The organism is Ancylobacter terrae, from assembly GCF_045108345.1.
Lineage (GTDB): Bacteria > Pseudomonadota > Alphaproteobacteria > Rhizobiales > Xanthobacteraceae > Ancylobacter.
Genome location: NZ_JBJGXH010000001.1, coordinates 1962847 through 1975920, shown reverse-complemented (window position 1 = coordinate 1975920; position 13074 = coordinate 1962847). Strand labels below are relative to the sequence as shown.

The 13074-nt window shown below is 70.5% G+C and carries 12 protein-coding genes and 1 pseudogene; 7 read left to right on the top strand and 6 right to left on the bottom strand.

All coding sequences use genetic code 11. The features are described from left to right. The first annotated feature begins 50 nt into the window (after positions 1–50). Together ACEUEL_RS09395 and ACEUEL_RS09390 are read left to right on the top strand one after the other, a co-directional pair. Complete coding sequence (locus ACEUEL_RS09395) at positions 51–2219, top strand: molybdopterin-containing oxidoreductase family protein (RefSeq protein WP_405704218.1); 2169 nt, start codon at positions 51–53, stop codon at positions 2217–2219. A 238-nt stretch (positions 2220–2457) separates the two neighbouring features. Further along, positions 2458–2949, top strand: coding sequence for a hypothetical protein (locus tag ACEUEL_RS09390; protein WP_405704217.1), 492 nt, complete (start codon positions 2458–2460; stop codon positions 2947–2949). 56 nt (positions 2950–3005) lie between these two features. On the opposite strand, the gene ACEUEL_RS09385 is transcribed toward ACEUEL_RS09390, so the two are convergent. The 6 genes from ACEUEL_RS09385 to ACEUEL_RS09360 all read right to left on the bottom strand — a co-directional run bounded on the left by ACEUEL_RS09385 (position 3006) and on the right by ACEUEL_RS09360 (position 8032). Next, entirely contained in the window at positions 3006–3632 is a 627-nt protein-coding gene (locus ACEUEL_RS09385) for a hypothetical protein (RefSeq protein ID WP_405704215.1), read from the bottom strand. A gap of 179 nt (positions 3633–3811) precedes the next feature. After that, entirely contained in the window at positions 3812–4480 is a 669-nt protein-coding gene (gene purN, locus ACEUEL_RS09380; protein ID WP_405704213.1) for a phosphoribosylglycinamide formyltransferase, read from the bottom strand. 8 nt (positions 4481–4488) lie between these two features. Beyond that, complete coding sequence (purM, locus tag ACEUEL_RS09375) at positions 4489–5568, bottom strand: phosphoribosylformylglycinamidine cyclo-ligase (protein WP_405704211.1); 1080 nt, start codon at positions 5566–5568, stop codon at positions 4489–4491. Positions 5569–5636: 68 nt separating this feature from the next. Next, complete coding sequence (locus ACEUEL_RS09370; protein ID WP_405704210.1) at positions 5637–6791, bottom strand: benzoate/H(+) symporter BenE family transporter; 1155 nt, start codon at positions 6789–6791, stop codon at positions 5637–5639. 62 nt (positions 6792–6853) lie between these two features. Beyond that, on the bottom strand, positions 6854–7042 hold the full coding sequence (locus tag ACEUEL_RS09365) for a hypothetical protein (protein ID WP_405704208.1): 189 nt from the start codon (positions 7040–7042) through the stop codon (positions 6854–6856). 123 nt (positions 7043–7165) lie between these two features. Next, a complete protein-coding gene (locus ACEUEL_RS09360; protein ID WP_405704207.1) occupies positions 7166–8032 on the bottom strand; it encodes an aldo/keto reductase family oxidoreductase in 867 nt (288 codons plus the stop codon). 81 nt (positions 8033–8113) lie between these two features. Between ACEUEL_RS09360 and ACEUEL_RS09355 the strand changes: the two are divergent. The 5 genes and pseudogenes from ACEUEL_RS09355 to ACEUEL_RS09335 form a co-directional block, all read left to right on the top strand. After that, positions 8114–8272, top strand: a pseudogene (locus ACEUEL_RS09355) (TetR/AcrR family transcriptional regulator); the annotation flags it as partial. A 134-nt stretch (positions 8273–8406) separates the two neighbouring features. Continuing rightward, positions 8407–8745: a hypothetical protein gene (locus ACEUEL_RS09350; protein WP_405704206.1), complete on the top strand. Its 339-nt coding sequence runs from the start codon at positions 8407–8409 to the stop codon at positions 8743–8745. Between the two features lie 150 nt (positions 8746–8895). Further along, positions 8896–9951: an AI-2E family transporter gene (locus ACEUEL_RS09345; RefSeq protein ID WP_405704204.1), complete on the top strand. Its 1056-nt coding sequence runs from the start codon at positions 8896–8898 to the stop codon at positions 9949–9951. 11 nt (positions 9952–9962) lie between these two features. Beyond that, positions 9963–10739, top strand: a complete 777-nt coding sequence (locus ACEUEL_RS09340) for a P-loop NTPase family protein (RefSeq protein WP_405704202.1) — start codon at positions 9963–9965, stop codon at positions 10737–10739. Between the two features lie 209 nt (positions 10740–10948). Continuing rightward, a complete protein-coding gene (locus tag ACEUEL_RS09335; RefSeq protein ID WP_405706684.1) occupies positions 10949–13069 on the top strand; it encodes an RNA degradosome polyphosphate kinase in 2121 nt (706 codons plus the stop codon). The last annotated feature ends 5 nt before the right edge of the window (positions 13070–13074 follow it).

Below are 13074 nucleotides of genomic sequence, written 5' to 3'. Positions count from 1 at the left end.
GGGTGACATGAAGGAGCGCTCCGCTACGATGGTGGCGGAGCGCTTTTTTCATGAACCACCACATCTCGCCCTCGATCGGCCATTCCGCCTGCCCGCACGACTGTCCGTCCACCTGCTCGCTGGAGGTGGAGGTTGTCGGCGATCGCATCGGCCGCGTCCGCGGATCGGCGTTAAACACTTACACCGCCGGCGTAATCTGCGCGAAGGTGGCGCGCTATGCCGAGCGCATCCATCACCCCGACCGGCTGACGCAGCCGCTTATCCGCACCGGCCCCAAGGGCTCCGGCCAGTTCGCGCCGATCGGCTGGGACGAGGCGCTCGACCGCATCGCCGAGCGGTTCGCCGCCGATACCGCCCGCGACGGTGCCGAGGCGGTGTGGCCTTACTACTACGCCGGCACCATGGGCCTCGTGATGCGCGACGGGATCAACCGGCTGCGCAACGCGATGGGATATTCCGGTTTCTTTTCAACGATCTGCACCAATCCGGCGTGGAGCGGCTACATGGCCGGCACCGGCCGGCTGGCGGGGCCGGACCCGCGCGAGATGGGCAAGTCCGATCTCGTCGTGATCTGGGGCACCAACCCCGTCTCCACCCAGGTCAACGTGATGGCGCACGCCGTCCGCGCCCGCAAGGAGCGCGGCGCCAGGATCGCCGTCATCGACGTCTACCGGTCCCCGACCATGGAGCAGGCGGATATCCCGCTGCTGATCCGCCCCGGCACCGATGGTGCGCTGGCCAGCGCGATCATGCACGTGCTGTTCCGGGAGGGGCTGGCCGACCGCGCCTACCTCGAAAAATATGCCCGCGATTTCAACGAGCTGGAGGCGCATCTCGACACCCGCACGCCGGAATGGGCGGCGGCGCTGACCGGCCTTCCGGCGGCGGAGATCGAGGATTTCGCCCGGCGGATCGGGCGGACGCCGCGCACCTTCATCCGCGCCGGCTACGGCTTCACCCGTTCCCGCAACGGGGCGGTCAACATGCACGCGGTGGTCTCCATCGCCACCGTGGCGGGCCTCTGGCAGCACGAGGGCGGCGGTGCCTTCCACACCAACGGCGCGATTTTCGGCTGGAACAAGACCATGATCGAGGGGCTGGACCTGCTGACCAGTCGGTCCAGTCAGGTGGACGATCAGGCCGGTCAGTCCAGTCAGGCCGATCGGTCCGGATCCGGCCGCCGCCCCCGCGCGCTCGACCAGTCGCGCATCGGCGCGATCCTCGACGGCGATGCCGAGGCGCTGCTCGGCGGCCCGCCGGTCACCGCCATGCTCATCCAGAACACCAACCCGGTCTCCGTCGCGCCCGACCAGGAGCGGGTCAAGCGCGGCTTCGCGCGCGAGGACCTGTTCGTCGCCGTGCACGAGCACTTCATGACCGAGACGGCGCGCATGGCGGACCTCGTGCTGCCCGCCACCATGTTCCTCGAACATGACGACCTCTACCAGGCCGGCGGCAACCAGCACATCATCCTCGGGCCCAAGCTGGTCGAGCCGCCGGGCACGTGCCGCTCCAACCACGACGTCGTCTGCGCGCTGGCGGAACGGCTCGGCGCCGAGCATCCCGGCTTTGCCATGAGCCCGCGCGCGATCATCGACTGGACGCTGCAGGCGAGCCGCCACGGCACGCTGGCGGAGCTGGAGGAGAAGCGCTTCCTGGACATTCAGCCGGATTTCGAGACGGCACATTACCTGAAGGGCTTCTCCTGGCCGGACGGCAGGTTCCGCCTGAAGCCGGACTGGGCAAAGGTGCCCTATCCCGCGCCGTCGAAATTCGGGCCGGTCGGCGAGATGCCCGCCTTCCCCGACCATTGGGCGGTGATCGAGGAGGCGACGGCCGAGCATCCGTTCCGCCTCGTCACCGCGCCGGCGCGCTCCTTCCTCAATTCCTCCTTCACCGAGACGCCCGGCTCGCTGAAGCGCGAGAAGCGGCCCGAGCTGCTGCTGCACCCCGAGGACGCCGATGAACTCGGCCTCGGCGAGGGTGATGCCGTCCGCGTCTCCAATCCGCGCGGCGCGGTGGAGCTCACCGTCCGCCGTTTCGACGGGCTGCGGCGCGGCGTGGTGGTGGCGGAATCGATCTGGCCGAACGGCGCCCACAAGGGCGGGCGCGGCATCAATTCGCTCACCGGTGCCGATCCCGTCGCCCCGGTCGGCGGCGCGGCGTTCCACGACAACCGCGTGAAGCTGGAGCGGGTGGAGGCGGACACCGGGGCCTGACGCTGGTGCCGGGCCGACGACGCACCAGAGCCCTGGCAGATGACCGGTTCTCTCATCGAAGAACGCTTTAATTTTTCGCTATTTTTAGCGTCACCGTCTATCGGGTGCCTTAGCTTGATCCCGCTAAAGCCGGCCTATTCTCCCACTGGAGATGGGTGTTGGCGGTGCCGGTGGCGGCTATTGTGGTCTTTTACATTCTGTGTTTCATCGATGCTTTCGCAGGAAGGAACCGATTTCCATGAACACCGCGCCGTTGCTCTCCGCCCTCGTGCTCGCCTGTGCGCTCGCCGCGCCCGGCGCCGTATCCCCGGCCGTCGCCGCCACCGGCTTCGAGTGCCCGGCACGCCCGCTCGACGTCCCGGGCGACAAGCGTGTTCAGGCGGCGCTGCCGACGGGGGACGGGCTTGATCGCGTCGAGGCGCTGAACGCGGCGGTGATCAACCTGCGCGGGCAGGGGGTGAACCCGGTTCTGATCATCGACGGGCTGATCGCCGCCTATTGCCCGACGGTCGCGTCGCAGCAACTGACCGATGCCGAGAAGACCGCGCGGGTGAGCCGCTTCGCCGCGCGCATCACCCGCGTCGTCTATGCGCTCGACAGCGCCGAGGCCATCATCCTCGACGTGCCGCTGGCGCCGGCCACGCTCGACGCGGTGACCGCCAAGGCGAGCGCCCTCGGCGTCTCGCCGGAAGCCTGGGTGCGCGGGGTGGTGACGCAGGCCGTGCAGTAGGACGGCAAGCCGCCGGATTCAGCGGAATCCGACGGCGCCAACGTGTTGTCCGGCGATCAATCCCGGCCGAGCAGCGGGTCGGGATTGAAATCATGAAGCGGCACGTCGGCCGGACCCCAGGACCGGGTGCAGACATGGATGTGTACATCCTGCGCCCCGTTCGCCTTCAGCAGCGAGACGATGGTGGCGTCCTTCGCCGGATCGGGCGCATGCACCCACAGCAGCAGGCCGCCATTCACGATCTGGCGCTCGACATTGGCCGCATGGCGGCGGCCGAAGGCGCGGGCGAAGATGACGCCGATAGCGCCGCCCGCGGCGGTGCCGCCGAGCGTGACGGCGAGCGTCGGTACCAGCGCCGCGCCCCCGGTGCCCACCACGGCCGCGAGGCCGAGCCCGGCCAGCAGAGCGGGGGTGGCCGCGGTGGCGGCGAGCGCCCCGGCGCGGGTGTCGGGCGCCACATAGGACGCGCGCGGGCTGTCGCCGGCATCTTCCAGCGCGGCCACGTTGCCGCCGGACAGGCGCTCGGAATGGGCCAGCACGCTCATATCCTGCGGCGAGAGGCCGGCATCGATCAGCGCGTCGACCGCGGCATTGAGAGCCGCCTCGTCCCGGAAGACGCCGACCGCCTCGCGCTCCTCGTAGAGTTCGTTCCCGTCGTCTGCGGCACTCACCTGGGCGGACATTCTGCTTCACTCCTTCGACCGGTTCGACCGGGGTCTCTTTTCCCCTTGCGTCAGTTTGTGCGGCAGCCGACCCCGCGGCGCAAGGCGGCAGCGCGCCGCGCGGCGGGGTTTGCGCGCGATGGTGAACGCCTTCGATGCCGGAAGGAGCGCGGGCGGCGGTGGTGTCCGGAGGAGGGAGGTCAGCCGCCCTGCGAGACCAGCGCGCGGCGGCCGGCGAGGTCGCCCATCGCGTCGATCCGCACGCGGCCGTCCTCGATCCGGGCGCGGCCTTCGCAGACGAGGCGCAGCGCAGCGGGGTAGATCACGTGCTCCTGCGCCAGCACGCGGGCACCGAGCGTCTCCGGCGTGTCGTCGTCGAGCACCGGCACCGCCGCCTGCAGGATGATCGGCCCGACATCCATCTCGGCGGTGACGAAGTGCACGGTGCAGCCGTGCAGGCGCACGCCTTCCGCCAGCGCCCGCTCATGGGTGTGCAGGCCCTTGAACAGCGGCAGCAGGGACGGGTGGATGTTGATCATCCGGCCGTAGCGATCCTGCGTGAAGCGGGGCGTGAGCAGCCGCATGAAGCCGGCGAGGCAGACCAGCTCGACCCCCGCCGCGTCGAGCGCCGCATCGAGCGCGGCATCGAAGCTCGGCCGGTCGGGATAGGCCTTGTGGTCGATCACCTGCGTGGCGACGCCGGCCGCCGCGGCGGTGGCGAGGCCGCCGGCGTCAGCGCGGTTCGAGATGACGAGCGCGATCTCGGCCGGGAAATCGGGCGCGGCGGCGGCCTTCAGCAGCGAGGCCATGTTCGAGCCGCGCCCGGAGATGAGGACGCCGACCTTGGTGCGGCGCGGCTGCGGGATCACCGACACGCTCACAGCGGCCGGGCGAGGTCGAGCGCACCGTCATAGACGGTGTGCGCCGTGCCCGTGCCGGGCTCGATGGCGCCGAGATGGATCACCTCCTCGCCGGCATCGGCGAAGGCGTCCGCCACCCGCTCGGCATCCTCGGGCGCGCAGACGACGACCATGCCGATGCCGCAGTTGAAGGCGCGCAGCATCTCCTCGCCCGCGACATGGCCGGTCTGCGCCAGCCAGCGGAACACCGGCGGCACCGGCAGGCCGGAAAGATCGATGCGCCCGATGGTGCCCGCGGGCAGCACGCGCGGCAGGTTCTCGGTGAGCCCGCCGCCGGTGATGTGGGCGAGCGCCTTGACCTTGCCGGTGGCGCGGATGGCGGCGAGGCAGGAGCGCACATAGAGCTTCGTCGGCGTCAGCAGCGCCTCGCCGAGCGTATGGCCGGGCGCGAAGGGGGTCGGCTGGTCCCAGCCGAGGCCGGACAGGCCGACGATGCGCCGCACCAGCGAATAGCCGTTGGAATGGACGCCCGAGGAGGCGAGGCCGAGCAGCACGTCGCCCGGCGCGATGCCGGGAGCGGGCAGCAACTGGCCGCGCTCGACCGCGCCGACCGAAAAGCCGGCGAGGTCGTAGTCGCCATCGGCATACATGCCGGGCATCTCGGCGGTCTCGCCGCCGACCAGCGCGCAGCCGGCCTCCTTGCAGCCCCGTGCGATGCCGGCGACGATCTGCGCCCCGACCTCGGGGGCGAGCTTGCCGGTGGCGAAATAATCGAGGAAGAACAGCGGCTCCGCGCCCTGCACCACGAGATCGTTGACGCACATGGCGACGAGGTCGATGCCGATCGTGTCGTGCCGGCCGGTCTCGATGGCGATCTTCAGCTTGGTGCCGACGCCATCGGTGGTGGCGACCAGCAGCGGGTCCTTGAAACCGGCCGCCTTCGGATCGAACACGCCGCCGAAGCCGCCGATATCGGCATCCGCGCCCGGCCGCCGGGTGGCTTTCACCAGCGGCTTGATGAGGTCGACGAGGCGGTTGCCGGCGTCGATGTCGACGCCCGCGTCGCGGTAGCTGAGGCCTTGCTTCGTCTCGCTCATGCGCTGTCCCCGAACGTTGCGGGCGGCTTAGCGTCGAATCGTCCGTGGGGCAAGGCGCCCCGTGCGGCTCACGATGCCGCCGGGCGGCGCACATGCTCGACCAGCAGCGCCAGCAGCCCCGCCGCCAGCCCCCAGAAGGCCGAGCCGAGCCCGCCGAGCGAAATCCCCGAGGCGGTCACCGCCAGCGTCAGCACGGCGGGAAAGCGCCGGGTCACGTCGGTCATGGCGATGCCGAGCGCGTTGACCAGCGGCCCGAGCAGAGCGAGCCCGGCGAAGGCGGCGACGAGCCCGGCCGGCAGCGCCCCGATCAGCGCCACCAGCGAGGCGCCGCCGATCGCCAGCACGATATAGCTCGCCGCGTAGAACGGCCCGGCCATCCAGCGCTTGCCGGGATCGGGATGGGTGTCCGGCCCGGTGCAGATCGAGGCGGTGATCGCCGCGAGGTTCGAGGTGAGCGAGCCGAGGGGGGCGGTGAGCACCGAGGCGAAACCCGTCGCGGCGAGGATCGGCCCGGTGGGCGGCGTGTAGCCCGCCGCCGCCAGCACCGCGAAGCCTGGCAGGTTCTGCGAGGCCATGGTGACGAGATAGAGCGGCAGGCCGAGCCCGATCAGCACCTGCGGCTCGAACACCGGCCAGATCAGCTCGGGCGTCGGCAGCGGGATGCCGGCCGGCAGCGCCCCGATCCGCCCCGCCAGCGCGGCGAGGCCGACGCCCGCCACCAGCACCACCAGCACCGCCCCGAACGGGCTGAGCCGCCGCGCGACCAGGAACAGCCCGATCAACGGCAGCAGCAGCAGCGGGTCCGCCTGCGCCGAGGTGAACACGGCGGTGGCGAAGCGGAACAGGACGCCGGCCAGCATGGCGGCGGCGATCGCGGTCGGGATGCGCGCCACCAGCGCGCCGAGCGGGCGGATCGCGGCGGTGGCGAGGATCATCGCCCCGACCAGCAGGAAGGCGCCGACCGCCGCCTCCATCGACACGCCGTGCGAGGCGGCGATCAGCGCCGCCCCCGGCGTGGTCCAGGCGGTGATGATCGGCATGCGGTAGCGCACGCTGAGCACCGCCGTGGTGCCGGCCATGGAGAGGCACAGCCCGAGCACGGCGGAAGAGGTCTGCCCGGGCGTCGCCCCGACCGCCTGGCAGGCCGAGACGATGAGCGCCAGCGTGCCCGCGAACCCGACCAGCGCGGCGACGACGGCGGAGATGACGATGGAGGCACGCATGGGGAGTTCCCGAGGAAGGCGGACGAGCGCTATCGCACCGGCCCGCTGGGCACAAGGTGCGCCTAGCCGCCCCCGAACGTCCGCCATCGGCATCGGACGAGCGACCCCACGGGAAAGGCCCAGCGCTCGTCCGCCTCCGGCCGGCCGACGATGCGGTAGAGGTCATCGCCGAGCGCTTCGTCCGAGACCGGCCGCCAGACGTCGGTGCCGTCATCGAGGAGCGGCATCAGAAGAGTGACGGTCTCGCGCATGCCCACACACTAGCCGGGCCGGGGCGGCCCCGCCATCGCGACGGGGCGCCGGCGCGCCTCCGGTCTCTGCAAGTCCGGCGCTTCGCGGTCGAGCCTGCCGACGCGCTGACGCGGCAGGCGTCGCTACGCCGCGATCCGGTCGAGGTCGGCGAGGGCGTCCGCCGGCAGTTCGAGCGCCGCGGCGGCGAGGTTCTCGCGCAGATGGGCGAGGGAGGAGGTGCCGGGGATGACGAGGACGTTCGGCGCCCGGCGCAGCAGCCAGGCGAGCGCCACCTGCATCGGCGTCGCGCCCAGCCGCGCGGCGACCTCCGAGAGCGTCGAGGACTGCAGCGGCGAGAAGCCGCCCAGCGGGAAGAACGGCACATAGGCGATGCCCTGGCCGGCGAGATCGTCGATCAGCCCGTCATCCTGCCGCTGCGCGATGTTGTACTGGTTCTGCACGCAGACGATCTCGCAGATGCCGCGCCCCTGCGCGATCTGCGCCTTCGTCGCGTTGCTGAGGCCGATATGGCGGACGAGCCCCTGCCGCTGGAGCTCGGCCAGCACGGTGAGCGGTGCCTCGATCGAGCCCTCGGCCGGGCCGTGGACGCTGAACATGAGGCGCAGATTGACCACGTCCAGCACCTCGAGCCCGAGATTGCGCAGGTTGTCGTGAACCGCCTGCGTGAGTTCGGCCGGCGAGAACGCCGGCAGCCAGGAGGCGTCCGCACCGCGCCGGGCGCCGATCTTGGTGACGAGGGTGAGAGCGTCGGCGTAAGGGTGCAGCGCCTCGCGGATGAGCCCGTTGGTGACGTGGGGCCCGTAGAAATCGCTGGTGTCGATATGGTTGACGCCGCGCGCGACGGCCTCGCGCAGCACCGCGATCGCCGCAGCGTGGTCCTTCGGCGGGCCGAACACGCCGGGCCCCGCGAGCTGCATGGCGCCATAGCCCAGCCGGTTCACGATGCGGCTGCCGAGCGCGAAGGTGCCGGCCTTGTCGATGCTGCTCATCGGCGGATCCTCTCCGTTGCTTGCCCTGTCTGAACGGGCAGGAGCATATGAAGGATCCTTCACGTTCGGAATTCGCATTCCATGGATACGGCCGACGCCGCCCTGAAGCCCCGCAAATCCCCGGTTCAGGCGCGCTCGCTCGCCACCATCGACGCGCTGCAAGGCGCGGTGATTCAGGTTTTGACGCGGGAGGGGCTCGCCCGCTGCACGACGACCCGGATCGCCGAGCGCGCCGGCATGTCGGTCGGCAGCCTCTACCAGTACTACCCGAACCGTGACGCCATGCTCGCCGCCGTGCTGGAGCGCCATCTCGATGCTGTCGCCGCGGCCGTCGAGCGGGCGTGCGGTGAAAACCGGGACGACCGGTGGCGCAGATGGCCGCGGCGCTGGTCGACGCCTTCGTGGCGGCCAAGTTCCGCGCGCCCGCCGAATCCCGGGCGCTCTACGCGGTGGCCGGCGAGCGGGGCGGCGTGGCGCTGGTCACCCGCATGCAGGCGCGCATGGCGGCGGCGGTGACGGCGCTGCTGGCCAGCGCCTCCGACGCGCGGTTCGAGAATCCCGCCGTCACGGCGCTGATGGTGATGGGGGCCATTGCCGGTCCGGTGCGCCTGTTGCTCGACGGGCAGGCGGTGCCGGGCTTCGAGGCCCATCTCCCGGGCCAGCTCACGCGGCTCGTCACGGCCTATCTCGCCACTCACGCCGTCGCGGCCTGACGGCCGATCACCCTGCGCGCCGGCCGTGCCCTCCCGCGCGCCGATCATCGACCAGCCCCCGCTTGACCCGCCTCCCGCCCGGGAACATGCTCGGCGCGCAAATCAGGCGAGGATATCCCCCTGCACAGACAGGTTTTCTTCTGGCTGGCCGTGCTGGTCGCGTTTCTCGTCGCGGCGTGGCTGTTCAGCGGCGTGCTGCTGCCGTTCGTGGCAGGGCTCGCGCTCGCCTATTTCCTCAACCCCATCGCCAACTGGATGGAGGGGCGCGGCATCTCGCGCATGCTGGCGAGCCTCGTCATCATCGGCTGCGCGCTGCTGGTGATCATCCTGGCGCTGCTGCTGGTGATCCCCATCGTCGGCAGCCAGCTCGCCGCCTTCATCGAGCGGCTGCCGGACTACATCGTCAAGCTGCAGAACCTCGCCACCGGCGAGAAGGCGGAATGGCTGCGCGACATCGTCGGCGACCGCATGCCCAACATCCGCGCCTCGCTCGGCCAGCTCGCCAGCCAGGGCGCCACCTATCTGCTGAGCCTGCTGCAGTCGATCTGGACCGGCGGGCAGGCGCTGATCTCGCTGTTCTCGCTGCTGGTCATCACCCCCGTCGTGGCGTTCTACATGCTGAACGACTGGAACCGCATGGTGGTGAAGGTCGATTCCTGGGTGCCGCTGAAGCACCGCGAGACCGTCCGCGGGATCGCTCGCAAGATGGACCGCGCCATTGCCGGCTTCCTGCGCGGGCAGGCGGCGGTGTGCATCATCCTCGGCTCGTTCTATGCGATCTCGCTGACGCTGGCGGGGCTGAACTTCGGCTTCGTGATCGGCGTCGTCTCGGGCGCCATCACCTTCATCCCCTATGTCGGCTCGCTGACCGGGCTGGTGCTGGCGACCGGCGTCGCGCTCGTGCAGTTCTTCCCGGACTGGGGGCAGATCGCGCTGATCGTCGCCATCTTCATGTTCGGCCAGTTCGTGGAGGGCTACATCCTCTCGCCGAAACTGGTCGGCGACAGCGTCGGCCTGCACCCGGTGTGGCTGATGTTCGCGCTGCTCGCCTTCGGCTATCTGCTCGGCTTCCTCGGCCTCCTGATCGCCGTGCCGCTGGCGGCGGCGGGCGGGGTGCTGGTGCGCTTCATGCTCGACCAGTATCTCGCCAGTCCGCTCTATACCGGCGAGGACGAGGACGAGGCCGGCGTCAAGACGCGCCCCTGAGAGGAGCGGGCATGGCGGTGGACAGCATCCGGGGCCGGGCGCCCCGCGGAATTCCTGAGCGCGGGCCGCGTCAGCTCACGCTCGACCTTCCCCATGTCGAGAGCCGGGGCCGCGCCGATTTCCTCGAGGGACCGGCGAACCGGGCGGCGCTGGCGCTGATCGACGCCTTTCCGGACTGGCCCGCGCCCGTGGTCGCGCTGGTGGGGCCGGCGGGGACCGGCAAGAGCCATCTCGCCGGCATCTTCGCCGACCAGACCGGCGCCGACATCGCCCCGGCGCGCGACCTCCTCGCCGAGGGCGGCGTGCCGGACATGCTGGCGGGCGGCGCGCTGGCGCTGGAGGACCTCGACGCGGCGGCCCCGCTCCGGCCGGCCGACGAGGTGGCGTTGTTCCATCTCCTCAACCTCGCCAAGGAGCAGGACGCCCGCGTGCTGGTGACCAGCCGCCTGCCGCCCGCCCGCCTGGCGGAAGCGGTGGCGACGGCGGACCTGGCCTCGCGCCTGCGGGCCATGCCGGCGGTGACGCTCGATCCGCCCGGAGAGGCGCTGCTCGGCGCCATCGCGCTCAAGCTCTTCGCCGACCGCCAGATCGCGCCCGACGAAGGGCTGGTCACCTTCCTGCTGGCGCGGGTCGAGCGGTCGGTGGCCGCGCTCGCCGATCTCGTCGCCGCCCTCGACCGCGAGGCGCTGGCGCGCGGGCGGCCGGTGACGCGGGCGCTCGCCGCGGAACTGCTGCGCGCCCGCGAAGGCGACGACGAGGACGAGGCGCCGGGAACCGAGCCGGACTGAGGGAATTGGCCCGTGCGCGGCCCGCGCCGCCGGGGACGGGCGCAACGGCCCGCGATCACGTATAAAATGCCGGTGACGGCGGCGTCATCGAGCTGTCATGAAGCGCGGCGAAGGTCCGCGCCGCAACGGGAGGGGCGAGGGTGAGCGAGAACGGCAAGGAATCGGTGGCGGAACTGCTGCGCGAGGCGGAGGCGGGCGCGTCCGGCCTCATGGCGAGCCCGCAGCGTTTCATCAACCGCGAGCTGTCCTGGCTGCACTTCAACCGCCGGGTGATGGAGGAGGCGGCCAACACCAATCACCCGCTGCTCGAACAGCTGCGCTTCCTCTCGATCTCCGCGAACAATCTCGACGAATTCTTCATGGTCCGCGTCGCCGGCCTGAAGGAGCATGTGCGCGAGGGCTTCGAGGCGCGCAGCCCGGACGGGCTGTCCTCGGCCGAGCAATTGCCGCTGATCTCCGATGAAGTCGCCAAGCTGGCCAGCGACCAGCAGGCGCGCTGGCGCGAGCTGCGCGTGACCCTCGCCCAGAACGGCATCGTGCTGGTGGACGGGGCGGATGTGAAGAAGAGCGACCGGGCGATGCTCGACGACTTCTTCCTGACCCATGTCTTCCCGGTGCTCACCCCGCTCGCCATCGACCCGGCGCACCCGTTCCCCTTCATCCCCAATCTCGGCTTCTCGCTCGGCCTGCAGCTCGCGCGAATCGTCGACGGGCGGCAGATGAACGCGCTGATCCGCGTGCCGGCCAAGATCGACCGCTTCATCCGCCTGCCGGACGGCTCCTCGGGCGCGGCGCGCTTCATCACGCTGGAGCAGATGATCGGCCTTTACATCGGCCGGCTGTTCCCGGGCTACCAGGTGAAGGGCGTCGGCGGCTTCCGCGTCGTGCGCGACAGCGACCTCGAAATCGAGGAAGAGGCCGAAGACCTCGTGCGCCAGTTCGAATCCGCGCTCAAGCGGCGGCGCCGCGGCTCGGTGATCCGGCTCGAGGTGGACGTCTCCATGCCGGAGGAACTGCGCAGCTTCGTGGCGCGCGAGCTCAACGTGGCGGGTGACGAGATCTTCCTGGTCGACGGCGTGCTGGCGCTCAACGAATTCAGCCAGCTGGTCTCGCTGGAGCGGCCGGACCTCAAGTTCAAGCCCTACAATCCGCGCTTTCCCGAGCGCATCCGCGACCATGCCGGCGACTGCTTCGCCGCCATCCGCGAGAAGGACCTCGTCGTCCACCACCCCTATGAGAGCTTCGATGTGGTGGTGCAGTTCCTGCGCCAGGCCGCGCGCGATCCGAACGTCGTCGCCATCAAGCAGACGCTTTACCGCACCTCCTCCGACTCGCCGATCGTCAAGGCGCTGGCGGAAGCCGCCGAGGCCGGCAAGTCGGTCACCGCGCTGGTCGAACTGAAGGCGCGTTTCGACGAGGAGGCCAATATCCGCTGGGCGCGCGATCTGGAGCGGGCCGGCGTGCAGGTGGTGTTCGGCTTCCTCGAGCTGAAGACCCACGCCAAGCTCTCGCTGGTGGTGCGCCGCGAAGGCGGCACGCTGGCGAGCTACTGCCATGTCGGCACCGGCAATTATCACCCGATCACCGCGCGCATCTACACCGACCTGTCCTACTTCACCGCCGACCCGGTGATCGGCCGCGACGTGGCGCGCATCTTCAACTTCATCACCGGCTATGCCGAGCCGGCCGAGCTGGAGGCGATGGCGGTCTCCCCGCTCACGCTGAAGAAGCGCATCCTCGACCACATCGACGCCGAGATCGCCTTCGCCAAGGCCGGGCGGCCCGGCACGATCTGGCTGAAGATGAATTCGCTGGTCGACCCCGCCATCATCGACGCGCTCTACCGCGCCAGCGCGGCGGGGGTGCAGACCGAGATCGTGGTGCGCGGCATCTGCTGCCTGCGCCCCGGCGTGCCGGGGCTGTCGGAGAACATCCGCGCCAAGTCGATCGTCGGGCGCTTCCTCGAGCACGGACGTATCTACGTCTTCGGCAACGGCAACCCGCTGCCGAGCCCCAAGGCCGCGCTCTACATCTCCTCCGCCGACCTGATGCCGCGCAACCTCGACCGCCGCGTCGAGGCGCTCTGCCCCATCACCAACCCGACGGTGCACATGCAGATCCTCGACCAGATCATGATGGCCAATTTCGAGGACAACGAGCAGAGCTGGCGGCTGTTGCCCGACGGCACCTCCGAACGCATAGTGCCGGCGCCGGGCGAGGAATCGTTCAACGCCCAGAATTATTTCATGACCAATCCGAGCCTGTCGGGACGTGGGAAATCGCTCAAGGAATCCTCGCCGCGCAGCCTCGTCCGCCGCCGTGGCAAGTGAGCCGC